The following is a 24,235-nucleotide window of genomic DNA, read 5'->3' on the forward strand; positions in this document are numbered from 1 at the left end:
TATTGATGCAAATACTGTGCGAGTGACGGTAGTGGGAGAAAAGGCTTTGCCCACAGTTGAGTTATTTGATGATAATGCTGGGCTGGTTTTTGGTATAGCAACTGCGGCAACGGCGACACAGCCACCCTAAACACCTACATTCCCTGCACCGCAACAGGAGCCAGCAGCACAGCAGAATGAGCCAATTATTACTATCTACTCGGCGATCGCTGAAATTAGATCAGGCAAAATTCAATCCTTGGTCAGACTAGTTGCGCTAAGGATGAACAGTATCAATTATTGTTAATAACATTAGCGCGTTGCCCGGAGGGGTTGCCGTAGGCATCGCTATTTTCTGAGCAAGCGATCGCTTATTTTTTTGAATGCCAATTTTTTCAGCGCAGAGTTACGCTGACTGGTAGGAAATTTGACACCTCCAGATGAGGAATAATCTAGCTTGTGTCGGCTTAAGAGAATAGTGACAATTAATCTCAATAAGTTCTAGTTAAATTAATCATGACTATCACTATTTCAGCACAAACTCACCAGGAACTTTTTGCAGAAGTTAACGAAACTCCACAAAACAATGACCCCGATGATGAGTTAGATGTTACCTGGAAGTCTCCCCAAGCGTTGGGAGAAGGACATTATCGACGAGTTGAATTACGACAAAACTTGGTGTTGGAGATTGAGAGCTATCAGCGCCATGAGAATCTAATAATACAAGGCATTGACCGTCCACATCCTTTGGAGTTTTGGTTGATGCTTTCAGGACAGTGGTGGGAAAACTCTCCTTGGGGAGTTAATGAGACAGCGGCCGGACAGTACGGTTTTTGCGGCAATGGGCTGAGAGAATTTGCAGATTTTGAAAGTACTGACTTAGCCAATATCGAGAGAGTCGAAGTCCTCAGCGGTCCAGCTTCAGTCCTTTATGGTCAAGCCGGTCCAGGTGGAATCGTCAACCTGGTGACAAAACAACCGCTCCGCGACCCCTTCTATGCCGTTGATGCTACCATTGGCAGCTTTGACTTCTACCGGGGTGCTATCGATTTATCTGGACCGTTGAACGACTCCAAGACGGTGTTGTATCGCCTTAACGTCTCCTACCTAAACAGAAATGCTTTCGTTGAAAACTTTGAAGAAACTGAATTTTTTATTTCACCTGTAATCAGTCTGGCGCTGGGCAAACGCACCCGCCTGACCCTGGAAGGCGAATACACAGACAAAAGCAATGGATTTGTCATTGGTCTACCAGCCGAAGGCACTGTGCTTCCTAACCCAAATGGACGGATGCCGCGCTTTATTATCAGCGAAATCAGTTCCGCGCTGCTTTGAATTTCAGAAATCTGTTTGATGTCACCTATTTTGAAGGTGCTTACGGTAGGGGGCGTGTTTTTTATGGTGAACCGTTTGCGGTGCAGGGTACGGTTTCGTGGCAGTTTTGATACCTCTGAATTTCCCTTCTCAAGGGGGACTTTGAGAATCCGCTTCCCCCTTAGCTCGACTTTATCCATTTTGTCGCAATGTTAAGCTAACGTTGAGCGAAGATAAAGCTAAGTTCAATCCTTGGTGGCCTACTTATTGCGGTGGTGGTCAGACTAGCTGCGGTAAGGATGAATAGTATCAATTATACTCCTGTAAAGCTGTCGCTGTGCAGCCGTCTCTCTCAGTTGAGGTGTTTATTCAGCCAGACATTCTGCGCTCATTTGTTGGCAAACCTACAGAGGAACTGCCTGCGACACTGCAACACTTACTCCGACCTTCCGATCAACAGTGTTATAGTCGCTCTGGCAATACAACCCCATTGATGCAAAGCGTGTTGCAGCAAATTTTACGTTGTCCCTACTCAACTATTGATAATACTAAACGGTTTGAGCGCTCTGCCCTGATGTTTCTTGTATACTACTTTTTAAACGAGTCAACCTGCTTTTCCGAACGCGATCGCTCTCACGAACGCCACCCGCTATCTCATATTCGCTGCTGTTTCTGCCATACTTGAAGGCAACTCCCCTCACCAACTTGTCTGAAAGATTACTCAAGCTTTTTTCCATCTTATCAATCTTAATTTTGGAAGAGTCAATCATAGCTAGAGCGGCGTTATAAGCATCAATCATAGTGCGTAACTGCTCAATTGATTGAGTCAGGTTTTGCAAATCGCAATTATCACCAAAATCCATACTTGAATCAATCGCTTTTAGTCCAGCGGATCTGAATTCAGCTTTTTCTAGAACACGGGATGTGCGTTTTTGACGCGGCATAAATATATCCTTAGAGGGGGATTAAGAGCTATTTTGACCTAATAAAGCTATTTTTTGGTACAGTAAAATTATTGAACAATTGTATTATCTTAAACAAACTTACCCAAAAAATCTGAGTAATTTATCTTAATTTGCCTTTTGTACTTGGTTTTATTGGCGATCAATTGTTTTAACATTAGTGACAAAAATCACGATATTGATGATGAAAGTCGCGATATTGATAATGAAAATCACGATATTGATAATGAAAGTCGCGATATTGATGATGAAAGTCGCGATATTGATGATGAAAGTCGCGATATTGATGATGAAAGTCGCGATATTGATAATGAAAGTCGAGATATTGATAATGAAAGTCGCGATATTGCTTATCAATGTCCCGATGTTGATAAGTATTTAGATAAAAATATTTGTTTATAGTCAAACTCAATGAGTATGCACTCAAGCGCGGGTTTCTACAGGTATTTGGCAAACCATTGTTTGGTTATCTCCACGATTACCGCTTAGAACAGGCGCGTCAATTGCTGGAAACAGGGGAAATTACTAAGACAAATGTGCTAACCCCATTTCACGAAATACCTGATACAAATGATTAGTCTCTAATTCTTTCCCCCTGCCCCCTGTTGCCTATTTATATCAATTTTAAAGTGAAACGGTATAACCCCCATTTGAAAGGGTTTGGAGTTGGTTTGGGGCTGTTTTATGTGGGTGAGCGGCAAGGCAATTTGGCGAACTCGTTTGAACTAGAAGGTTACTTGCGGACTGATGCGGCGCTTTACTACAAAAGAAATGGTTTTAAGGCAGCGATTAATGTCCGTAATTTATTTGATAGTGATTAATCGCATTTTCACCCGGATAAGTGTACGGGTGAATTTACATGTCTAGTGCATTTATATTTTATCTATTGCGATCGCGTTCTAAATCATCAATTACTTTTTGCAAATACCACTCGTTTGACATCCCAGGATAATAATCCTGCTTCTGCTGAATCAATCGTTCGGCAATTTCCCAGTATCCCCCAACCATTCGCAAAAGTCGCTGACGTAGCAGGCTATATTTTTGCTTTTTTGACTCTGGACTAAATTTCTGGATTTTTTCTAGGCTACTTAAGACTTGTTGATAATTTTCCCAGTCTTCTTGTTCACAAAAGATACTCGCCGCCCGTTGATAATCTTCTAAAGCATTTTGCATTTCTTCTAAACAAGTATAGGCAATGGCGCGATTGTAGTAAGCTTGAGCATCATCAGGATTTATTTGCAGCGCTTGGGTGTAATCTTGAATTGCACCGAGATAATTGCCCGTTGTGCGATAGGCATTACCTCTGGCAATATAGACTAAGGGATCTTCGGGTTGCATCTGGAGTGCTTGGTTAAGATCCGCGATCGCACCTTGATGATCTCCCAATACAGAACGGGCTTTGCCTCGGTTGCGATAGACAATGGCATCTTGAAAATTTAGTCGCAATGCTTGATTAAAATCTGCGATCGCTTCTCGATAATTCCCCATTTTGCAACGCACAACCCCACGACAGCAGTAAGCTTGGGCATCTTGCGGATCGGCTTTTAATACCCAGTTTAAATCGGCGAGTGCCTCTTGCGTATTTCCCTTTTCAGCCTTTTCTAATAATTGTGTAAAATAATCATTCGTGGATAAAATTGGCGCATTGGTGGAAAGCGATTGCTCAACGGCAGCTTTTTCTGGGGATTGTAGCTGTTTAATTCGTTCCAAACACAGGCGACAATTTTCTTTGTCCTGTTGCTCTAGATATAATTGTGCAGCCTTTTTAAAGTTAGCGATCGCATCTTGAATATAACCCTGTTTGCGCCGCACCATCCCCCGCAGATTATAAGCAGCAGCATAATTTAGATTCAGACGAATAGCGCGTTCAACATCCTCTAGCGCCCCCGGTAGATTTTTCAGTGTCACCCTTGCTAATCCACGACAATAATATGCCTCTATACTCTCAGGATTAAGCTTTAGGGCTTCGGTATAATCTGAAACAGCTTTCAAGATTGCTCCTGAGTCATAATGTGCCAAACCCCTTTGCAAGTAAGCTTCGGGAAAGTAAGGTGTCAGTTGTAAAGCATGATTAAATTCCTCAATTGCTCCAGCGTAGTCTTTTCGCCTAGCCTTTTCCAATCCTCTATTGTAGAATTCGTCATTCATGGTATTTGTTTGGTTGATTAAGTTAGTTGAATTTCAGCAGGCTTGCTTCGTAGCCTAACCTATCCACTCACCCTTAATATTCTAAGTATTCAGCGTGGCTTTGTTTCATTTCATATTTTCAGTTAATTAAAATGAATACACTGCCCTAAGTTGTTATAAATAGAATTCACCCATATTGTAGACGTCCGGATTTTGGAGTTAGATTTACTGCAAATCTAGGCTAAAACTTTGATTTCTCTTAATCAATAATAAGTTATACCAATGAAAATTAGAACTATCACAACAGGTATATCAATTCAATCTCTACAAGATTATGAAAATATTAAGCAAGCTGCTGACTTTAATCAGCAAGCGCAGATTGTGTTTGAAAAACAAGGATATAAAGTACAGACAACTAGAATAGTCACTAATACCTGGGAAGAATATCTGCAAAGCTTGTCAAAAATCAAAATTATCAATGAAATTCAAGCTCTAGAACAATTTTGCCAAAGTCTGAATATCAGCTTCTTCAATATTGGTTATGCCAGCAAACCCGAAACTATAGATATAATTCCAGATATCAACAATAATACATCGATTATTTATTGCTCAAGCAAAATTGGCGACAGGGAGACTGGCATAAACTTTGAGAATGCCAGAAAATCTGCCAAAGCTATTAAACGTATTTCCCAAGAAAGTCAAAATGGCTATGGTAATTTTCGCTTTTGTGCATGGGCAAACTGCCAGCCAGGTATCCCATTTTTCCCTAGTGCATACCATACAGGCAATACATCTTTTGCTATAGGTTTAGAGTTAGGCGACTTAGTAATGCAATCATTCTCACAAGCTAACAATATCCCAACAGCAGAGCAAAACCTGCAATTAATATTAGAATTAGAATTAAATAAAATCGCAGTTATTGCTGAAAAAATATCCGATAAATTTGCCGTTACATATAAAGGAATTGATACCTCTCTAGCTCCATCTTTAGATCAGAAAAACAGTATTGCTTTTGCTTATGAAAAATTGATGAGTGGGAAGTTTGGGCATTCGGGAACTCTAGCAATTTCTGGGATGCTGACTCGTGTATTGAAAAGCGTATCAGTAAAAATCTGTGGTTACTCTGGACTGATGCTTCCAGTTTGTGAAGATGTCGGACTAGCTACCAGAGCTAACGAGCAAACCTATGATATTACAAATTTATTATTATATTCAGCAGTTTGTGGTTGTGGACTGGATACAGTTCCGATTCCAGGTAATATCACAATTGAAGCAATTGCAGCTTTATTAATTGATATGGCAACTTTAGCCATCAAGTTAGATAAACCACTATCAGCCCGATTATTTCCAATTCCAAATAAAAAAGCTGGGGAAATGACTACATTCAATTCCCCATATCTCGTAGATTGTAAAATATTTACAGTTAACTAGAATTATTCTGAAAGCAAGCTAGGAGAAGTTAATACAAAAACATCCCTACTTCCTTGAGCGTCAGTCTGTGGTTTTATGGGAGTGGTAAAGTGGAAAAAATCATGGTCATTAACTAATAAAAGTTCTCCCGGATTTAGAACTTTGCTAAAAACAGGCTTTTCTTTTTTGGCAGTATACAAATGTGTTTCTCCACCTTCAATATTATCTCTATCTACTGAGAATATGCCAATAAAATCTGTACCATCTTGATGTATACCTTCAGGCGCTGGATTACCCAAGTTCTTTGGTGAACAAATAGTTCTAATTTGATGAACTCCGATTTCAGCTTCTGGATGGAGTTTACAAGAATCACTAAATGCTAAGACAAGATTTCTAAAAATATCAAGTTCTGTGAGGGCATCATCTAATTCTGCAAACTCTCTTTTTACATCACCCACTAATGGATTATACTCTTTACTTTGAAAAAGGTAGCCATGAGGTAATTTGATTAACTGATTTCCAGAGACTGTGAACCGAGATAATCTTCTCGAACGATAATTGCCTTTGATATAAGGGTCAATAGGCATATTACTAAAAAATGGCTTGAAACCTTCTAGATTGAGCGAATTTACTTTTCTTAAAGTAAACAGAAAAGCATATTCTAATTCTGTTGTTGTCTCCACTTTTTGCATAGGATTTACCTCCTTGCACGTTGAAATTCTCCCAGATTTTTTTACGGGAGGCTTATAACACTTAGTCTATGCTAATTTTTATTAAGATGTTGTAAATTTGACTACAAGATTTGACATTTGGTGATAAATAGGTTAATCAAATTTTGTCACAGGGCGGAGTAATGCTCATGGGTATATGAGTCAATAGGGTTCAGTTAAGGAAATTTATCTGTTGAGGCAGGCAGGGGGAGCAGGGAATGCAGGGATGCAGAGGGAGGAAAAAAAGCTTATCTGAACCGTATTGGTATATGAGTAGCTGCTGAAAAGATTTGCTGATGGGGGTTCGGTGGGGAAGAAATCGACGTATATTTACTAGCAGCAACAAGGTTTCATAATGATAGATTGGCTTTACCGTTACCCGCCTTTGTATCCGGGTATTCTACTAAAACGCTACAAGCGGTTTTTTGCTGACGTTCAACTTACTTCTGGCGAAATAGTCACAGCACACTGTCCCAATACAGGGCCAATGACTGGAGTATCGACTCCCCAAAGTGCGGTACAGCTTTCCAAAAGCGATAATCTTAACCGCAAATTGGCTTACACTTTAGAACTAATTCAGGTAGATGATAACGAGCCAACTTGGGTAGGCATAAATACTTTTTTGCCTAATCGTGTGGTAAAGCTAGCTTTGGCGAAACACCTTTTTCCAGAATTGGGCGACTACAGTCAAATTAAGGGCGAGGTGGTTTATGGACTAGATAAAAAAAGTCGAGTGGATTTTTTCTTGACGGGAAGTGATGAGGAACGCCCGATTTTTTTAGAAGTGAAAAATACAACTTTGTCTGAAGGGAGATTAGCGCTATTTCCTGACACAGAGACTACAAGAGGACAAAAGCACTTGCGAGAACTAATGGCGCTGCTACCTCTAACTCGTGCGGTGATGCTTTACTTTATCAATCGTAGTGATTGTACTGAGTTTTCCCCTGGCGATCGCACAGATCCTGTTTATGGTAAATTATTACGGGATGCGATCACTCTTGGTTTAGAAGTCTTACCTTGCCGTTTTGACATTTCCCCCGAAGGTATTCGTTATTTGGGTTTGGCAAAACTAAAAATTTGATTACATCTAATCAAACACTAGAGACGTTGCAATGCAACGTCTCTAAACCCATGAAACAATAAATCCATCTAGATACTGTCTAGATGGACTTATTGATAGTTGATGTTTACTAAAAGACATCCAACCAGGCTGTAATCAACAAACTACTATAAATAGTCGCCGCCCCACAAATAGCATTCGCTATTCTCAGGTTTGCTTATGCAGGAATCAAAACTGTATCAATGACGTGGATGACACCGTTATCAGCAGCAACATCTGGTGTTGCAACTGTTGCATCATTGATCTTAACGCCATTAGAAGCGTCAATTTTTACATCTGAACCTTCAACTGTTGTAGCTGTCTTCAATTTAACTACATCAGCAGCCAGTACCTTGCCTGATACAACATGATAGGTCAAGATTTTCTTCAGCTTGGGAATGTCTTGAAGTAATGCGTCTACTGTACCTGCTGGAAGCTTATTAAACGCTTCATCAGTAGGTGCGAAGACGGTGAATGGCCCAGGACCTTCGAGTGTATCTACCAGACCAGCTGCTTGGATTGCTGCAACTAGTGTCGTGAAAGAACCATTATTAGTGGCAGTGTCAATTATGTTGGCCATGTGTTTTACCTAATTGTGTTTTACCTAATTCTGTGTAATCTGTTACAAATCTAAACTATTTATTTAATAAAATCTATCTATCATTAGATGTATGTCAAATTAAAATTTTTATTGATATTATAAAAGTTTATATATATTTTTATACAAATAAAGAATTATATGTAGATTGTCTGAGCGGATGAGTTACAAACACTCCTAGAGCGCCAGTCCAGTAAAAGGTTTTGACAAAAACGGAACTATGTGTATGTAAATCGGTACAATGAAACCAAACTGTGTGAAGAAAAGTAAACAAGGCTCAAACTTTTTTTCCCAGCTAAGAGTCCTCAGCAAGAACTGCCTTATTCCAACGATAATTATTTACGCTGATCTACTTATTAAGTCTGTATTCCATGCAATTAAGAACCGCTATAGTGGACTGGCTCTCTAAATGCGATCGCTCCTTTTTTTAGACACTGGTAGGGGCGATCGCTGTTCACTAGTATCAACACAGCACATGCTTTACCAAGAAAATTAGTAAAATAGATACATAAAAGTATTTAGTTGGTATAAATAAGGTTTTAACTATTCTAGGATCTATCTGATAATTTTATAGTGCTACCTACACTATGTAGGTAATTAAAAGCTTTTTTAGAACTTAGATGCTCTTACCATAGCTCTTTGTCAGGATTTCTTAACCAGAAATGTTGGTAGTGAGTGTATTTAACTGATATTATTTCATCACTAAATACATTTCACTTACTGTTTGTGTAATTCTACTTGGAAATCATAAACGGCTCATCACACTAATGCTTTTAGCAATTGTGATTGGCTGTTTATTTCCAGAATTTATTATGCGTAGAACTTACGCAAAAACCCTCTCAAACTTTCATTTCTCCATGTCTTCTGCCTGCTCGGTAGTTGATTTTTCCGTTGCCTGTGCATAAATCAGGTATGTCAACAATGAGACTTTTAATTTTCCCCAAACTATAACTTTCATGAACAGAAGAAGACTTATTACTTGGATTGCCACGGCAGTTACTAGCATGATGCTGGTAATAGGCTTACAGTTTGTCAATTTATCGCCAGCAAGCTCTGTAACCACACTTAATGTGTATGCGGCTGTTAGCTTAACAAACGCGCTAAATGCCATTAAAACTCAGTACCAAAATGCTAACCCAGGTGTCAACGTTGTTTATACGTTTGGTGCTTCTGGTACCTTGCTCAAGCAAATACAAGCAGGAGCACCAGCAGATATTTTCATTTCTGCTGCCACAGACCAAATAGATGTCTTGCAGAATTCAAGCCCAAGTAAATTGGTGGCAGGTAGCCGTAAGAACATTGTTAAAAACAGTCTAGTTTTGATTACTCCCATAACACCTCCTGTTAGTGCTGGTAGTGCTGGTCTCACTAGCATCAATGGTTTAACCAACGCCAACATTACTGGCATTGCTATAGGTGACTACACAGGTACTCCTCCAGTTGTACCAGCAGGAAATTATGCCAAACAAGTTCTTACTAACCGAGGTATTTTCACTACTGTTAGTCCGAAATTATACCGTGCCAGCAATGTGCGTAACGTTTTGAGTGCTGTTGAAAATAAAACTCTTGCAGTTGGAGGTGTAAATAAAACTATTAACGCAGGTTTTGTTTACACAACCGATGCTTTCATTTCTAACAAGGTAAAAGTTGTACAAACTGCCAACCCGGCAGATAGTGCTTCGATTGTCTATCCACTGGGTATACTCACCAAAACTAAAGTTCTATCAACGGCACAGAGTTTTTCTACCTACTTAAGTGGTACTAATGCCAAGAACATCTTCAAAAGTTATCAATTTAAGTTGCCTTAATCTCCACAAAGTCAATCAATTAAGTACTCGTTGTCGTGAATTTTAAACTATTTGGAGTAATGTCTCGTGAAGTTCACTAAAAAACTCTCAATTCTTGTTTGTAGTTTGACCACTGCCTTACTTTATACTGCTGTAATTACCAATACTTATAAATCAGCAGCACAAGCAAAAGGACAAGAGCTGATTATGAACGGGGGATTTGAAATCGATCCTCTCGTAGATCCTAATAATCCCAATACTTCAAATCCTAATGTTACAGGATGGATTAAGTCTGGCGATTCGATAGATACATCAGTTATTAAAATTAGCAACTTTCCTAAAACTGGCAAGCAGGGTTTATCGCTTGGTGGATTTTCAAACATTAGCTACATATCACAGACTATCCCCACAATTCGTGGTCGAAACTACCGACTTACTTACTATTTAGCATCAACAGAGGAGGCACCTGAACTGGATAATAAATTTCAGGTTTTTATCGGTAAAAAGAAAGTTGATGTTAAAAAGGATATTCCCTTTCAGGACTACACGCAATACACGTTATATTTTAAAGCGAAAGCAACATCCACAGAGATAAAGTTTGGTTCCAAAGCCAAGTTTGCGTTTTTATATTTGGATGATGTGAGTGTGAAAGCTATACCTTAACATCAAGGAGAGCATTATGGAGATTTGGGGGGATATGATAGAGATGAATAAACTACAGATCACAAGCTAATCTTCATTCTCTTAAAAGCCCAAGTGATGTCTGGCTCCTTAGTGTCGAGAATGCCACCATGCCAATAATTAGACTTAAGTGCGAATTCACCTATAAGTCAATACAGTTGAGTTAAGATTTGTTGGTGAGAATTTTCGGCTTATGGAGATGCGTTAGCGTAGCAAGACGAAGTAAAGCCCAGTCCAACTTCGTGTCTCTAACTCTTCTAAATCGGGATGAAGTGTTTAGTTTTATTGACACTACTTAGAGCCAGCATAGATGTAACTATCAACTTGTGTTAATTGTCGGAATTTTAAATTATTTGGAGTCAAGTTTCATGAAGTTAACTAAAAAACTCTCAATTATTGTTTTTAGTGTTACTACTATCTTAATTAGCACTGCTGTGATTACCAATGCTTATAATACAGCAGCACAAGCGGCAGAACTTGTTAAAAACGGAAGCTTTGAACTCGACCCCCTGGTAGATCCTAACAATCCCAATACTACAAATCCTAATGTTACAGATTGGACCAAGTTTGGCGATCCGATGGATACATCATTGATTAAAATGAGCAATTTTCCTCAAAGTGGTAATCATGGCTTATCACTTGGTGGATTTGTAGACCTCAGTTACATATCACAGACACTTTCTACACAACCTGGTCAGAAATACGAACTTAGTTACTATTTAGGATCTACAGACGAGCCACTTGACCTTGATAATCAATTTCAGACATTTATCGGTGGAAAAAACATTTTCGATCAAAAAAACATTTCTTATCAAGTATACACGCCATATAAGTTCAATTTCACGGCAGACGCATCATCCACAGAGTTAAAGTTTGGCTCTGTCGATAGACACGCATTTTTCTACTTGGATAATGTGAGTGTAAAACCTGTGCCTGAGCCATCAACTATTGGAGGAGTAGCAGTTGCTGGTTTATTGGGAATATGGCTAAAGAAAAAGAAGGCAATTAGTTAGAAAGCTCAGAAAACAATAGAGCGTAGACACGCAGCGGCTTGTCGTTAGACATCGCTACGCAATTTAAATAAAAAAGGTGCCAAATTGTAGCTCATCGTAGAAATCGCCTTACCCTTGTGATAGTTAAACAAAGTTCAAATTTGATAATCTAATGCAGCTAAAACTCTGCCACAATGCTGATTTGCAGGTACAGCTTCCAACATCTTTTTCGGTTGGGGTAAGTTGAGGTTCTTCATTAGCTCGATGAACTGGTTGCGGCTGCGTCCTGCAAACCGAGGATTCCAGCACTTTTCCTCACCAATGGTGGATACTGTCTGTCCTTGGTAGTCGTGACCAGGATATACCAAGGTGTCATCCGGTAATCTGAATAGCTTTTCAGTAATGGCATCATACAGTGATCCAGCGTCGCCGCTTTGGAAGTCGGTACGACCGCAACCCCGGATGAATAGGGCATCTCCAGTTAATAGATAAGTGTCGTTGACTAAGTATGCCATGTGGCTGTCAGTGTGACCAGGGGTAGCGATCGCCCGAATCTGCACATTCCCCAATTCCAACATATTTCCATCGGCAATGTACTGGTCTGCACAAGTAACCGCGGCATTCTCAGGCACAATCCCTAAACAACCCGTCAGTGACCTTAATCTGTCTGTCCCAGTGATGTGGTCAGCATGGATGTGGGTTTCTAGACAGTAGCCCAAGGTCAGCCCCAATTGTCGTAATATCTGAAGATCACGTTCGACCTGTTCCAACACAGGATCAACTAAGATAGCTGTTTTGGTTTCTGGGTCGCCAATTAGGTAAGTATAAGTACTAGATTCTTTATCGAATAGTTGACGAAATAACATAGCGGGTTTATTTAACACGAAAGTAGGAGCATCGGGTTTTGGATTGAGAGATTTCAGTAACTCCTGTGCCAAATTTGCTGCTTGAACCCGAATTTCAGGAACAGCGGTGGTTTCCCAAAGATTGCCCTTGCGCGGTGTCCCCAAGGTGTACAGCATTTGAGATGTATTTCCATCTGCATCAATCAGCGCACCATTTGGGGCAGTGTCGATTCCCATTGACAATGTGTTAGGACGGATCAGCCGTTGTTCTTGGAGGCTAGCGACTAATGGGTGCTGCAATTTGAGGTAATCACAATTTGCGCCGGTGCAGTTGACAATCCGCTTGACTTGCAAAACGATATCTTTGTGCGTTCCCCGTTCGCAGATACTCACATTCACCCCATCCTCAAACTCCTGACAACTTTGAATCCGACCTGCGTAATGGATCAGTTGACCAGACTCCATTGCAGCATCCAGTACTTCGGCAATTTCTTCAGCAATCCGATGACGGTGAACTTCCCAGTAAGCTTTGACATGGCGCAGAAATCGCTTCTGTTCCGGCAATGGCATTGCTTGCCAAAGTTGGGGAATAATTGGGCGGATGGCATCAATTACTGCCCGCCAATCTTGAGCCAGTCCGTTGCTGGGGTTCCCCTGGTTGTCGGAACTGGCGTGTCCTTGGGTAAGGGCGTGGCGCAGTTCTTGACGTACCACATGCAGCAGTCCTCGCGCCGTTTTTGGTGCAGTTTCTACATCAAGAAATGCTGGATAAGGAGTTGTTGATTTGTGGCTACAGGGCATCAATCCGTGCCGCGAGACGGTATGAATTTGTCCCTGGAATCCTTGCTGATGTAAGGCAACAACCGCATCTACCATTGTTAACCCGGTGCCCACCAGTAGAATAGCATCCTCTGGATTTAGGTCAGCGATCGCATCAGCAGACCAAGCATCTTTAACATGATCCTTCTTAAGAGTGGCAATTGGTCTAGGCAGAATTGCCGGGAAATTGCCCAACGCTAACACCGCCTTTTGCACATGCAAACATTGACCACTACTCAAGTACACTATTGTGTTGTCAGGTTTTGTTTCGATGGCGATCGCTTCATCCACAATTTTCTCTAGCTGCACATTAGCTGCTGCATTTACCTGTGCTGCTTTTAAAGTCGCCTGCACATAGTCCCCATAAACCCGACGCCCAACGAAGGTGGATGGAGTTACCTGTTCATGCCCATTTTTGTGCAGCCAGTTGAGGAAGTGATTTGGTTCATCGTCATAAGCGCTCATCTTACCTGCTGGCACATTCAGCAAGTGACAGTCCACTGGTGTCCCATAAGCAACTCCTCTACCTATTTCAGAATTACGTTCAATCAACTTGATGGATAATGGCATAGTTGCGTTGCGTAAAAGATTAGCTGCAACCAGAGAACCGCTAAAGCCACCACCAATAATGGCGATCGCAACTGGAGAGACGGTTAGGTTAAAAATGCTGTTGTTCATAAGACGTGTGAATTGCACTTGCTGCTTTCTACTGATCAATTTACGGCCGATAAACTGAAATTTACGCATCTTTGAAGCTGTGAGGCTGATGAATTAGCTCAAAAAACCACATAGGCACATGAATAAGTGGGAATTGCATTTGAGTGTCCAATTTCCCAAATCGAGAGAGTGGCGATCGTCAGATTACACAAACTAAAATCTAGACGAGACAAGGTTTTGAAACTATTTATCTAAAATTGATGTATTTATTGCATCCAAATACGATGCAAATACCGTGGTTTTAGTTAACATCAAAAAACCTTTCAAAAGCGAGAATTTTATCTCTACAATTGTCAATATTTTCTGACAATACTAGCATTCAATTTTTAGATAATGTTTGGCTTAATGTTCTAACAGCAATATAGAGGTATTGGCAAATACAGTAGCCCTAAATAGATTGTGAGAAAATAATAAGGTTGTGAATGTCATTAAGTATTGGGTGCAAAATGTGGAGGCGTTCCCTAACTGAATTGAACGAAGCCTCTCGAAAACTTTGTGAAATTAAAAACGCATTTACACACAAACTTATAAGGTAATTAAAATGACTTACAATTCAGAAGATGTACAAAAAATTCTTCAAATAGCACTCACTCGTAAACAAGAAGGTGAATTTTCACGAGAACAACTTGTAGAAATGGCATCTGAGTTAGGTATTTCTTCTAATATTTTGGAAACAACTGAACACAAGTGGTTAGCTCAACAAGAAGAGGAACGTTCGCGACACACATTTAATACTTTCCGACGCAGAGACTTTTGGGGACACTTTGTTTCCTTTATAGCGGTGAATTTATTTCTCATTCTCTTGAATTTAATAACTAGTCCTAGTTATTTTTGGGCTATTTTCCCAGTATTAGGATGGGGGTTAGGACTATTTTTTCATTGGTGGAGTGTTTATCAGAGTAAAACAGAGGATTACGAGATAGCTTTTCAGAAATGGCGTGCACAAATTTAACTTTTCCCTACTTTAAAAAATGGAGACGCTAACGCACAGCTATGCGCCCCTACGAGTTGAGAGTAATCTTTCATCTACAAATGGGGAAATTTCCGTACTTGATACTCTGCTGACTTCACTATTGGATAGGATTCTCCCAGTGCTTGGATTAATTTGTATTTGATTGTTACGAAGGTGATTGAAATCGCGCTGCTCATTTACTGTCCTTTCAGCAGCCACTACTGCGTTTTGAGTAGCTTGTTACCTTTCAAATTTTTGTTTGTCACTCCATCGAAAAAACCAACCTAATGCAGCGACAACCAATGAAAGAACAAAACCAGCAAAGCTAAGAGCAAATTTCATATAAAAAACTTCGCCAATTGTGAATTATGCTAGGCAGCTTCTGGCTTGGCAGTTTCCAGAAATGGCGCACACTAAGAGCAAATCTAGTAATCCTGGCTTACTACCACCACTCTGGGCATGGTTAGCGAAAAGGCTCGAAATTTCAAGAGCCGGGAAAACCCGGATCGAAAATCGCTATAAAATTTCCATCGCCCAAGACTATGGAATTGAGTTTGACCCAATCCTAGAGTTACATGCTGGCTGGATGTGCAATATCTCACTTTTTGAGCAGCACTCAGAAGCAAGAATCGCTCAGATGCTCTCTTGTTCTGAATTCTCCACTTACATGAGAGTGTTTGATAACTTCGGTTTTGGATTACGAGTGCGATCGCGTTTGTTGACTCGGATTTATCCCTTCGAGTCGTTCTTGGGTATAAACCGTAAGCTAGTCATTGAATACGAAGTCCGCGAGGTGAAGCGAACCGAACGGAACCGTAAAAATGGAGAAACCACAGTCCGGCGTTTAGCCGGCGATATCAAACGAATTAAACGCAACCGCAGTCGCGACACTTTCAAAATGCGTTTGGGTATGGGTACTGTCTTAGAACAGTCGGGGGATGGTTTAGTTGAGAAAGCTAGCGGTTCATCTCTATGCCGAATTAGCCTGTGGCAGTACGTCTTAATCGGCGTCGAAACTGGAAGGCTACCAGAAAACCAACTGACCAAGGAATTGATTTGCTACCGCGACTCACTCAAAGCTAACGTTAGTGAACAAGGCGAGAAGCTGCTAGGTGGTAAGCACATCCAAGGAAAGCTGATGAGGAAAGTAGTAAACCTACTGTTTCAGGAATTGTGTAAAATAATTCCTCTGACCTGATGCGATAGCCCTTCATTCAATGGAGGGTTTTGAAATTTAAACTTAAACTTTTAATTACCCTGAAGTACAATTAAATCTAAATTTAAAAAAGAATCACAGCAGTATGGTAACTTTTGAACAAGCACTTGATACAATCAGCCAACTACCGCCAGAACAGCAAGAAATGCTAATAGAAATTATTAAGAATCGCCTGATCGAAACTCGCCGCCAAGAAATTGCACAGGATGCGAAAGTTGCGATCGCTGCCTTTCATCAAGGTCAACTGTCCCATCAGTCTGTGGCAGAAGTGATTACAGAATTACGAACAATACTGCTAGAAAGTGAATGAGACAGTTAGTTATAACCCCGAAATTTAAGCGATCGTTCCGTAAGTTAGTTCTCCCCAATCCTAAGCTACAAGAAAGAATTGAAGACACCTTACAACAGATGCAAGAAGATGTTTTTCTGCCTCGACTTGCTACACACTCTCTTCATGGTGAATTATCGGGATTAAGAGCCTGTTCCTGTGGTTACGATTGCCGAATTGTGTTTTCACTCGAAATCAATCACCAAACTGAGGAAGAAGTGATCATTTTGCTTGATATTGATACCCATGATGAAATCGACTGAGATAAATCCTGTGTTGACGTAGCTCAACCCAGGTATCACATTCTGAATCTTCTTTGGTGACTAATGGTGCGATCGCAAAGAATAATACAATGTTAATGGTGGTAAGTGAAGGGCGATAGTCTGATGACAAGCTTGGAGTTTCAAAGCCTCCGGCTTTGCACTGTGCATCTACGCTTACCTTTTGAACTCGGAACTTCATGCTTAGAACTGCAACATTCGAGATTCAAGAGTGAATTCTGGTGAGTCAACAGCGATGTCTGACGACAAGCCGCAACGGGTGACGCTCGTACCTCGCTACCGCTACGCTAACATCAGTTCCTTTATGCCTCTTAACTCATCCACCGGACTAGCTCACTGCTACGCGTCTACGCTTACCCTTTGAACTCAAAACTCTTAGAACTGCAACATCCGAGATTCAAGGGTGAATTCTAGTGAGTCAAGGGCGTAGGCGTAGCTCGTCGGAGACCTCGCTTCCGTAATTACTAGCGGATAATAAGGTATAGAGCTTATCCCAGTCACTAAGACTTTAATATTGTGCTATTATCGCGTGTTGTTCAACTGCTAATAGAATTTTCAATCTAGAGTTTTTCACTATAGTGAGTAAATTACTTATTAATTTGGGTATTTTATAACACAGAGGCAATTTTCCCAATAGTTTTAACAAAACAAGATGACACAATACGCCCTTGTCGTTGAAATTGCTCAGTATGACAACAGTTTAGGCAGCCTGACTAAACCTAATAATGATGCAGAGGCTGTGGCTAGCACAAAAAAATTTTTGCTGGTGGTAGATCAGTTTGAGGAAGTATTTACAGTTTGTGCAGATAAGGAAGAACGGCAGAGATTTATTGAACTACTGACTCAGGTAGTAGAGATTCATGATTCGCGGTTAGCAGTTGTAATTACTATGCGAGCAAATTTTCATGAATCCTGTTTAGATAATCCTTCTCTGACTGACCTGATTCAAACCCAGGCAGTTTTTATGCCGCCTTTAACTGGAGTTGATTTAAAGGAGACAATCACCGAACCTGACAAGCTTCAGGGTCATAGTGTTGAAAAAGCACTACGATTAAAAATTCTCCAAAATGTTAAACAAGAACCAGGGAGTTTGCCTTTGTTAGAGTTTGCCTTAACTAAACTCTGGGAGAAACGCGATCAAAAGAAATATCAACTCACTCTAGAAGAGTATGAGAAGTTGGGAGGATTAACTGGGGTGTTAAATCTCCATGCAGAAAATGTTTATCACTACCAAGATTATGAGGAGGAATTCCCAACCCAAGAACGCAGTCAGCAGGAAAAAGAATGGATTAAGCAGATTTTTCTGCGGTTAGTGCGAACGGGAGAGGGAGAAAAGGATACCCGACAGCGCCAATCAAAAGCCACACTATTAAATATTGCAGGTGATGATGCCAATCAACAGCAAGACCTCAGTAAATTGCTAGATGGTGAAGCGGGATTGGTTAAGGGACGCTTATTAGTTACTGGGAAAGATGAAAAAGGAGAAGCCTGGATTGATTTAGCCCATGAAGCTTTAATTGAAAGTTGGCAGCAGTTTGCCCAATGGCGACAGCAAGACCGAGACTTGCGACCGTTGAGTGATAAGTTAGAAGATACCCAGTGGGAATGGTTGAACCGAAGGCCGGATGACAAATATTTAATGCAAAAAGGATTGCTGTCCCAAGTGAGGGATAGCTGGCAACAATTGCAGCCCCATTTACAATCACCCCAACAAAATGAAGCTTTTTACCAGCGCAGCGATGCCGATGAAAAAGACCGCATTGCCGAACTCCAAAGGGCGCTTACTGAATCCCAGCTGCGAGAGAAAGCCGCTAGAGTAGAGAATTTATTGACAGTCCAGCCCCTAGATAGTCTAGTTTTGGCAATTCAAGCTATGGGTGAGAATCAAGAGAAACTACCCCAGCAAATTCTCGCACCAGTTCAGAACAGTTTGAATCGGGTGGTGAATAAAGCAAAAGTCTCCATTCCCTTCCGTGGTCATGAGGATGATGTCTCTTCTGTCGCCATCAGCGCCGATGGACAGACCATTGTCAGTGGCGGTACTGACGGTACGGTGCGGTTGTGGAACTGCCAAGGTCTTCCCTTAGTTGAACCATTGCGTGGTCATCAGGGGGTTGTCTTATCTGTCGCCATCAGCGCCGATGGGCAGACGATTGTCAGTGGCGATGATGACGACACAGTGCGGTTGTGGAACCGCCAAGGTCTTCCCTTAGCTGAACCATTGCTTGGTCATAAGGGTGTTGTCTTATCTGTCGCCATCAGTGCCGATGGGCAGACGATTGTCAGTGGCGGTGGTGACGGCACAGTGCGGTTGTGGAACCACCAAGGTCTTCCCTTAGTTAAACCATTGCCTGGTCATAAGGGTTATGTCAATTCTGTCGCCATCAGCGCCGATGGGCAGACGATTGTCAGTGGCGGTGGTGACGGCACGGTGCGGTTGTGGAACCACCAAGGTCTTCCCTTAGTTAAACCATTGCCTGGTCATCAGGGTGTTGTCTTATCTGTTGCTATCAGCGCCGATGGGCAGACGATTGTCAGTGGCGGTGGTGACGGCACGGTGCGGTTGTGGAACTACCAAGGTCTTCCCTTAGTTAAACCATTGCGTGCTCATCAGGGTGTTGTCTTATCTGTTGCTATCAGCGCCAATGGGCAGAAGATTGTCAGTGGCGGTGATGATCACACAGTGCAGTTGTGGAACCGCCAAGGTCTTCCTTTAGCTGAACCATTGCATGGTCATGAGGGTTGGGTCTATTGTGTCGCCATCAGCGCCGATGGGCAGACGATTGTCAGTGGCGGTACTGACGACACGGTGCGGTTGTGGAACCGCGAAGATCTTCCCTTAGCTGAACCATTGCGTGGTCATGAGGGTAATGTCAGGTCTGTTGCCATCAGCGCCAATGGGCAGACGATTGTCAGTGGCGGTACTGACGGCACGGTGCGGTTGTGGAACTGCCAAGGTCTTCCTTTAGCTGAACCATTGGCTGGTCATGAGGGTTGGGTCTATTGTGTCGCCATCAGCGCCGATGGGCAGACGATTGTCAGTGGTGGTACTGACAGCAAGGTGCGGTTGTGGAACCACCAAGGTCTTCCCTTAGTTGAACCATTGCCTGGTCATGAGGGTTGGGTCTATTCTGTCGCCATTGCTGGGCAACACAATGCGAACAGCGCTGATGGGCTGACGATTGTCAGTGGCGGTAGTGACGCCACTGTGAGGTTATGGAACCACCAAGGTCTTTCCTTAGTTGAACCATTGTCTGGTCATGAAGATTATGTATATTCTGTAGCCATCAGTGCCGATGGGCAGACGATTGTCAGTGGTGGTACTGACGGCAAAGTGCGGTTGTGGAACCACCAAGGTCTTCCCTTAGTTGAACCATTGCCTGGTCATGAGGGTTGGGTCTATTGTGTCGCCATCAGCGCCGATGGGCAGACGATTGTCAGTGGCGGTACTGACGGCAAAGTGCGGTTGTGGAACCACCAAGGTCTTCCCTTAGTTGAACCATTACGTGGTCATGAGAGTTATGTCAGGTGTGTCGCCATCAGCGCCGATGGGCAGACGATTGTTAGTGGCGGTGATGACGGCACGGTGCGGTTGTGGAACCACCAAGGTCTTCCCTTAGCTGAACCATTGCGTGGTCATGAGGGTTGGGTCTATTCTGTCGCCATTAGCGCCGATGGGCAGACGATTGTTAGCGGCGGTGAAGATGGCACTGTGCGTTTGTGGCGCGGTGACTGGCGTGCATGGTTGCAAGTCTGTTGTGACAGGTTACGTTACCATCCCGTCTTCACCAATCCGCAAACAGAGGAAGCAAAAGCCGCCTGCAAAACCTGCCAAAAATATGTTTGGAGTAAAGCCAGTGGGTAAGGAAGGGCACGGCAATGCCGTGCCCCTACGAGGGTCTGTACTCGACTCAATTGCGAGCGGCGCGGCGTATAAAAGCAGATAGCAGTGGGTAGTGAAACGGAAATCCAAGCCTCAAGCAGCAGCGTTGTAAAAAATAACTCGCTAATTGCACTTCAAAGGTGCAACATTGCAGATCAAAACTCGGATGTTTGAGTAAATTGCTCGGCGTTCCGAGTTCTTAACTCCAAGCTTCAACCTCAGAACGTGGAATTTCCAGATGAAAACACGAAACTTCATGCTTTGAACAGCAACGTCCGAGATCCAAGAGTAGAATGATGGTGAGTGGAGTGCGATCGCTCACCCTTTGAACTCGGAAGTTCGTGTTCTATGAATGAATGATGATGAATCGAAGGCGATCGCTTCTGTAATAATTAGACTAGCCCACACTATAAAGATGTCCCAAATCATCAGCTTCGTTGTCATCCCGTAGGGGAATTAAATTCCTCTGCTAATAGCTAAAGTACTCTTCAGAAGACTAAGGAGAGATTTCAGTCCACTTGAGTGGACTTGCGCTATGAGCCTAGAAATTTATTTCCGGGCGGGATATGGGTAAGCACGATAATCCAACTATTGCTATTTATTGCTTCTTCTCAGGAAACTTATACTTAACCTCAATTTCAAAATTACTTTCCGCCGACCCTTCAGTTAAAAACGGAATGCCAGTTTTCCCACCCAGCTTGATGCCAAACTTAACTGTTACCTCCTCAGCGTCAGGTAAATTTTTGAATGCACTAACAGCTAACTTGGCATAATCACGAATCTTGCCCTGAAATTCCTGAATGTTTAGCGTGGGTAAACCATCACGGTATCCCGGTTCCTCTTCTTCTGGAACTTCAACCAAGGTATTTGATTCTACGTAGATTTCGTACTCTTGATCATCTTCTTTGACGATTAAACGTTGCACTTCTGACATAATAGCCTCAGTTACTCTTGAAGTTATTCTTAGTAAGATTAGGCCAAAACGGATGCCAGGTTAGATTATATGGCTAGATATGCACTGGTGTTGGGAATTGCTAAGTATGACAATTTCATTAACTTACCAAAGGCTGTCAATGATGCTGAACAAATTGCCCAACTGCTGCGCGAACAAGGTAAATTCGATGTTCAGCCTTTACCTGGCAAGTTAATCGAGAGTGAGAATCGCTGGCAAATCACACCTGATAAAAAGTTAACTGGTAAAGAACTCGGACAAGCACTGAGAATATTTTTGTTAGAAAAAGCCAAAGGTGCGGAGGCATTAATTTATTTTGCCGGACATGGATTTGAAGCACCCAGCCTGACAGGTGAAGCCAAAGGGTATTTGGCAACATCGGATTGTAACAAAGATGGACAAAATGCGATCGCCTTTGATGACTTCAACACGTTAATTGCTAAATCTCAACTCAGCAGTTTGGTAGTACTGCTGGATTGCTGCTATGCTGGCTCTTTATTAGAGAGAAGTTTTATCAGGTCTGGTTTCTCTGTTTTCAATAGCAAACAAGACTACTGCTTAATTACAGCCTCCCGCGCTTTTGAAAGAGCGCGGGAAGATGCAGAAGGTGGGATTTTCACCAAAGCCGTCATCAAAGGACTGTCTGAAGATCAAGCTGATGAGACTACAGGACAAGTGAATGCCAACGACTTGATAAGCTTGGTATCGCGGGAACTTGAGGGAAGTGGACAAGAAGCAATTTACATGGGTGGCGGTAGGTCAATTCCTTTGGTTTGGTATCCACCGAAGAATCCCGTAGCGCCTGCGGTGGTAAGTGAAGAATGTCCCTATCGAGGATTACAAGCTTTTGACAAAGAACACGCCAACTTCTTTTTTGGTCGGCAAAAAGTAGTCAACTTAATTCAACAAAAACTTGCTCAAGCTAATTTTGTTCCCATCATTGGCGCTTCGGGGAGTGGTAAATCTTCTGTAGTGCGGGCAGGTTTGATTCCAGTGTTAGAAAAAAATGGTTGGCGAATCTTAGAACCAATTTTGCCTGGAGTTGAACCTTTAGCAGAGTTAAAACGAGCCTTTACCCAGTTATTTGAACGCACGGAAATTAGGGAAATCTCGGCTCTCATTGACACAGAAGGTTTATCTGCTGTAATTTCTAGGCTGACTGGTTCTGAGCGTTGCTTGTTGGTGGTAGATCAATTTGAAGAAATTTTTACCCTTGGTTCTCAGGAAAAAGAAAGACAGCGATTCATTAAGTTGTTAACCCAAGTTTCTGAAGAACAGTTAGCAATTGTCACCACGATGCGAGCTGATTTTCTGGAATACTGTTTAAACTATAAATCGTTGACGCAACTAATTCAAGAACAGGCTGTGTATATGCCGCCATTACTAGGGGCAGAATTAAAAGAAGCGATCGCATTCCCAGCCAACTTACAAGGTTATCAGTTACAAAAAGGATTACTCCCAACGATCCGGCAAGAAGTAGTAGGGCAAGAGAAAGGCTGCTTACCATTATTACAGTTTGCCCTGACTGAACTTTGGGAACAGCGCGATAAACAAACTCACCAGTTAACAATTGCTAAGTTTAACGAACTAGGTGGAGTCATTGGGGCGTTGAACCGTCATGCAGAAAATTTGTATGCAAGTTTCACCAAACAGCAGCAACCTTGGGTCAAGCAGATTTTCTTGAAATTGGTGCGTACTGGTGCAGAAGACAAGGATACCCGACAGCGACAACCAAAACAGGAATTGTTAAATCTTGCTGGTGAAAACCTAGATGAGCAGCCAGCGATCAATCAAGTTATAGAAAAACTAATCCAAGGACGTTTAATAGTAACTGACACAGAAGCTAGAGAAGAAGTTTGGATTGATTTAGCCCATGAAGCTTTAATTGATGGTTGGCAGAAATTGCGAGAATGGCGACAACAAGACCGAGACTTACGGCGATTAGATGATAAATTAGCCGATGCTTTGCGAGAGTGGTTGCACAAGGAAGAAGATGAACAATACCTCATGCCAAGAGGATTGTTAGCAGAGGTGCAGAACAATTGGGAAAAGTTAAAGCCTGATTTATCATCTCAAGCCAAGGACTTTTATCAGCGCAGCCTTGCTTATGAAGAAGAACTGAGTGCCGAACGGCAATTTGCTCACAGAGTCCGCATTGAAAGTTTCTTGCAAGAGAAAATAGCAACTATCAAGAAAATACTCCCTGTCCAACCCCTCAAAGCTTCGGTTATGGCAATACAAGTTATAGGTGAGAATCTGGAGAAAATGCCAGAGCAAATTCTCACTCCAGTTCAGAATAGCCTGCAACAAGCGATGGAGGTCTTAACTCCTTTCCGTGGTCATCAGGCTTGGGTCAGTTCTGTCGCCATTAGCCCGGATGGGCAGACGATTGTCAGTGGCGGTGGTGACGGCACAGTGCGGTTGTGGAATTTCCAAGGTCAGCCCTTGGCTGAACCCTTGAGTGGTCATCAGGGTTGGGTCAGGTCTATCGCCATTAGCCCGGATGGGCAGACGATTGTCAGTGGCAGTGATGACGGCACAGTGCGGTTGTGGAATTTCCAAGGTCTGCCCTTGGCTGAACCC

22 protein-coding genes and 2 pseudogenes are annotated in these 24,235 nt (G+C 42.2%); 16 read left to right on the forward strand and 8 right to left on the reverse strand.

Features of this window, described 5'->3' with window-relative positions:
* Positions 1-495 precede the first annotated feature (495 nt).
* The gene (locus V7L29_RS14550; protein ID WP_334735929.1) at positions 496-1,314 is read left to right on the forward strand and encodes a TonB-dependent siderophore receptor; all 819 of its coding nucleotides are present in this window, start codon (positions 496-498) and stop codon (positions 1,312-1,314) included.
* A gap of 527 nt (positions 1,315-1,841) precedes the next feature.
* Here the strand turns inward: V7L29_RS14550 and V7L29_RS14555 are convergent.
* Complete coding sequence (locus V7L29_RS14555) at positions 1,842-2,237, reverse strand: hypothetical protein (RefSeq protein ID WP_334689900.1); 396 nt, start codon at positions 2,235-2,237, stop codon at positions 1,842-1,844.
* Positions 2,238-2,390: 153 nt separating this feature from the next.
* Between V7L29_RS14555 and V7L29_RS14560 the strand changes: the two genes are divergently transcribed.
* The 3 genes and pseudogenes from V7L29_RS14560 to V7L29_RS14570 form a co-directional block, all read left to right on the forward strand.
* A complete protein-coding gene (locus tag V7L29_RS14560) occupies positions 2,391-2,657 on the forward strand; it encodes a hypothetical protein (RefSeq protein WP_334735930.1) in 267 nt (88 codons plus the stop codon).
* Positions 2,648-2,833, forward strand: coding sequence for a hypothetical protein (locus tag V7L29_RS14565; RefSeq protein ID WP_334735931.1), 186 nt, complete (start codon positions 2,648-2,650; stop codon positions 2,831-2,833). Before V7L29_RS14560 ends, V7L29_RS14565 begins: the two co-directional genes overlap by 10 nt.
* A gap of 72 nt (positions 2,834-2,905) precedes the next feature.
* Positions 2,906-3,073 (forward strand): annotated as a pseudogene (locus V7L29_RS14570) (TonB-dependent siderophore receptor); the annotation flags it as partial.
* A gap of 61 nt (positions 3,074-3,134) precedes the next feature.
* Here V7L29_RS14570 and V7L29_RS14575 read toward each other — a convergent pair.
* Entirely contained in the window at positions 3,135-4,403 is a 1,269-nt protein-coding gene (locus V7L29_RS14575) for a tetratricopeptide repeat protein (RefSeq protein WP_334735933.1), read from the reverse strand.
* 261 nt (positions 4,404-4,664) lie between these two features.
* Between V7L29_RS14575 and V7L29_RS14580 the strand changes: the two genes are divergently transcribed.
* On the forward strand, positions 4,665-5,813 hold the full coding sequence (locus V7L29_RS14580) for a DUF711 family protein (RefSeq protein WP_334735934.1): 1,149 nt from the start codon (positions 4,665-4,667) through the stop codon (positions 5,811-5,813).
* Between the two features lie 2 nt (positions 5,814-5,815).
* On the opposite strand, the gene V7L29_RS14585 is transcribed toward V7L29_RS14580, so the two are convergent.
* Entirely contained in the window at positions 5,816-6,484 is a 669-nt protein-coding gene (locus tag V7L29_RS14585; RefSeq protein WP_334735935.1) for a 2OG-Fe dioxygenase family protein, read from the reverse strand.
* Between the two features lie 373 nt (positions 6,485-6,857).
* Here V7L29_RS14585 and sfsA point away from each other — a divergent pair, with 373 nt between their 5' ends.
* Positions 6,858-7,583 (forward strand): DNA/RNA nuclease SfsA, encoded by a 726-nt coding sequence (gene sfsA, locus V7L29_RS14590; protein WP_334689893.1) that lies wholly within the window; start codon positions 6,858-6,860, stop codon positions 7,581-7,583.
* A 196-nt stretch (positions 7,584-7,779) separates the two neighbouring features.
* Here the strand turns inward: sfsA and V7L29_RS14595 are convergent, their stop codons facing one another.
* Positions 7,780-8,181: a fasciclin domain-containing protein gene (locus tag V7L29_RS14595; protein ID WP_334689892.1), complete on the reverse strand. Its 402-nt coding sequence runs from the start codon at positions 8,179-8,181 to the stop codon at positions 7,780-7,782.
* 974 nt (positions 8,182-9,155) lie between these two features.
* Here V7L29_RS14595 and modA point away from each other — a divergent pair.
* From modA to V7L29_RS14610, 3 genes are all read left to right on the forward strand, one after another.
* On the forward strand, positions 9,156-10,007 hold the full coding sequence (gene modA / locus V7L29_RS14600; protein WP_334735936.1) for a molybdate ABC transporter substrate-binding protein: 852 nt from the start codon (positions 9,156-9,158) through the stop codon (positions 10,005-10,007).
* 66 nt (positions 10,008-10,073) lie between these two features.
* Entirely contained in the window at positions 10,074-10,649 is a 576-nt protein-coding gene (locus tag V7L29_RS14605) for a DUF642 domain-containing protein (RefSeq protein ID WP_334735937.1), read from the forward strand.
* Positions 10,650-11,035: 386 nt separating this feature from the next.
* Positions 11,036-11,680: a PEP-CTERM sorting domain-containing protein gene (locus V7L29_RS14610; protein ID WP_334735938.1), complete on the forward strand. Its 645-nt coding sequence runs from the start codon at positions 11,036-11,038 to the stop codon at positions 11,678-11,680.
* Between the two features lie 134 nt (positions 11,681-11,814).
* On the opposite strand, the gene V7L29_RS35505 is transcribed toward V7L29_RS14610, so the two are convergent.
* Together V7L29_RS35505 and V7L29_RS35510 are read right to left on the reverse strand one after the other, a co-directional pair.
* Complete coding sequence (locus tag V7L29_RS35505) at positions 11,815-12,741, reverse strand: MBL fold metallo-hydrolase (protein ID WP_442944193.1); 927 nt, start codon at positions 12,739-12,741, stop codon at positions 11,815-11,817.
* Positions 12,742-13,521: 780 nt separating this feature from the next.
* Positions 13,522-14,070 (reverse strand): annotated as a pseudogene (locus V7L29_RS35510) (FAD/NAD(P)-binding protein); the annotation flags it as partial.
* Positions 14,071-14,581: 511 nt separating this feature from the next.
* Between V7L29_RS35510 and V7L29_RS14620 the strand changes: the two are divergent.
* The 4 genes from V7L29_RS14620 to V7L29_RS14635 all read left to right on the forward strand — a co-directional run bounded on the left by V7L29_RS14620 (position 14,582) and on the right by V7L29_RS14635 (position 16,799).
* Positions 14,582-14,992 (forward strand): 2TM domain-containing protein, encoded by a 411-nt coding sequence (locus V7L29_RS14620; RefSeq protein ID WP_334689887.1) that lies wholly within the window; start codon positions 14,582-14,584, stop codon positions 14,990-14,992.
* Positions 14,993-15,353: 361 nt separating this feature from the next.
* Positions 15,354-16,190 carry an IS110 family transposase gene (locus V7L29_RS14625; RefSeq protein WP_334735940.1) on the forward strand — a complete coding sequence of 279 codons (837 nt, stop codon included), beginning with the start codon at positions 15,354-15,356 and terminating at the stop codon, positions 16,188-16,190.
* Between the two features lie 103 nt (positions 16,191-16,293).
* Complete coding sequence (locus tag V7L29_RS14630) at positions 16,294-16,518, forward strand: hypothetical protein (protein ID WP_334689884.1); 225 nt, start codon at positions 16,294-16,296, stop codon at positions 16,516-16,518.
* A complete protein-coding gene (locus V7L29_RS14635) occupies positions 16,515-16,799 on the forward strand; it encodes a type II toxin-antitoxin system RelE/ParE family toxin (RefSeq protein ID WP_334689883.1) in 285 nt (94 codons plus the stop codon). Before V7L29_RS14630 ends, V7L29_RS14635 begins: the two co-directional genes overlap by 4 nt.
* Here V7L29_RS14635 and V7L29_RS14640 read toward each other — a convergent pair.
* The gene (locus V7L29_RS14640) at positions 16,759-16,998 is read right to left on the reverse strand and encodes a hypothetical protein (RefSeq protein ID WP_334689882.1); all 240 of its coding nucleotides are present in this window, start codon (positions 16,996-16,998) and stop codon (positions 16,759-16,761) included. The two genes, V7L29_RS14635 and V7L29_RS14640, sit on opposite strands and share 41 nt — an antisense overlap.
* Positions 16,999-17,028: 30 nt before the next feature.
* Between V7L29_RS14640 and V7L29_RS14645 the strand changes: the two genes are divergently transcribed.
* Together V7L29_RS14645 and V7L29_RS14650 are read left to right on the forward strand one after the other, a co-directional pair.
* A complete protein-coding gene (locus V7L29_RS14645) occupies positions 17,029-17,181 on the forward strand; it encodes a hypothetical protein (protein WP_334689881.1) in 153 nt (50 codons plus the stop codon).
* A 288-nt stretch (positions 17,182-17,469) separates the two neighbouring features.
* Positions 17,470-20,682 (forward strand): nSTAND1 domain-containing NTPase, encoded by a 3,213-nt coding sequence (locus V7L29_RS14650; RefSeq protein WP_334735941.1) that lies wholly within the window; start codon positions 17,470-17,472, stop codon positions 20,680-20,682.
* 616 nt (positions 20,683-21,298) lie between these two features.
* On the opposite strand, the gene V7L29_RS14655 is transcribed toward V7L29_RS14650, so the two are convergent.
* On the reverse strand, positions 21,299-21,634 hold the full coding sequence (locus V7L29_RS14655) for a CU044_2847 family protein (protein WP_334689879.1): 336 nt from the start codon (positions 21,632-21,634) through the stop codon (positions 21,299-21,301).
* A gap of 69 nt (positions 21,635-21,703) precedes the next feature.
* On the opposite strand from V7L29_RS14655, the gene V7L29_RS14660 reads away from it, so the two are divergent.
* Positions 21,704-24,235: nSTAND1 domain-containing NTPase (locus V7L29_RS14660; RefSeq protein ID WP_334735942.1), on the forward strand; the 2,532-nt coding region annotated here is incomplete at its 3' end.

Origin of the sequence: Nostoc sp. (assembly GCF_036916575.1) — a bacterium.
Taxonomy (GTDB): Bacteria; Cyanobacteriota; Cyanobacteriia; order Cyanobacteriales; family Nostocaceae; genus Nostoc.

Excerpts from the sequence above, each read along its gene's own strand:
- V7L29_RS14595 (WP_334689892.1), bottom strand. The coding sequence starts at position 8,181 with ATGGCCAACATAATTGACACTGCCACTAATAATGGTTCTTTCACGACA.
- V7L29_RS14630 (WP_334689884.1), top strand. The coding sequence starts at position 16,294 with ATGGTAACTTTTGAACAAGCACTTGATACAATCAGCCAACTACCGCCA.
- V7L29_RS14575 (WP_334735933.1), bottom strand. The coding sequence starts at position 4,403 with ATGAATGACGAATTCTACAATAGAGGATTGGAAAAGGCTAGGCGAAAA.
- V7L29_RS14550 (WP_334735929.1), top strand. The coding sequence starts at position 496 with ATGACTATCACTATTTCAGCACAAACTCACCAGGAACTTTTTGCAGAA.
- V7L29_RS14585 (WP_334735935.1), bottom strand. The coding sequence starts at position 6,484 with ATGCAAAAAGTGGAGACAACAACAGAATTAGAATATGCTTTTCTGTTT.
- V7L29_RS14655 (WP_334689879.1), bottom strand. The coding sequence starts at position 21,634 with ATGTCAGAAGTGCAACGTTTAATCGTCAAAGAAGATGATCAAGAGTAC.
- modA (WP_334735936.1), top strand. The coding sequence starts at position 9,156 with ATGAACAGAAGAAGACTTATTACTTGGATTGCCACGGCAGTTACTAGC.
- V7L29_RS14580 (WP_334735934.1), top strand. The coding sequence starts at position 4,665 with ATGAAAATTAGAACTATCACAACAGGTATATCAATTCAATCTCTACAA.
- V7L29_RS35505 (WP_442944193.1), bottom strand. The coding sequence starts at position 12,741 with ATGGGAATCGACACTGCCCCAAATGGTGCGCTGATTGATGCAGATGGA.
- V7L29_RS14620 (WP_334689887.1), top strand. The coding sequence starts at position 14,582 with ATGACTTACAATTCAGAAGATGTACAAAAAATTCTTCAAATAGCACTC.
- V7L29_RS14555 (WP_334689900.1), bottom strand. The coding sequence starts at position 2,237 with ATGCCGCGTCAAAAACGCACATCCCGTGTTCTAGAAAAAGCTGAATTC.
- V7L29_RS14650 (WP_334735941.1), top strand. The coding sequence starts at position 17,470 with ATGACACAATACGCCCTTGTCGTTGAAATTGCTCAGTATGACAACAGT.
- sfsA (WP_334689893.1), top strand. The coding sequence starts at position 6,858 with ATGATAGATTGGCTTTACCGTTACCCGCCTTTGTATCCGGGTATTCTA.
- V7L29_RS14610 (WP_334735938.1), top strand. The coding sequence starts at position 11,036 with ATGAAGTTAACTAAAAAACTCTCAATTATTGTTTTTAGTGTTACTACT.
- V7L29_RS14640 (WP_334689882.1), bottom strand. The coding sequence starts at position 16,998 with ATGAAGTTCCGAGTTCAAAAGGTAAGCGTAGATGCACAGTGCAAAGCC.
- V7L29_RS14635 (WP_334689883.1), top strand. The coding sequence starts at position 16,515 with ATGAGACAGTTAGTTATAACCCCGAAATTTAAGCGATCGTTCCGTAAG.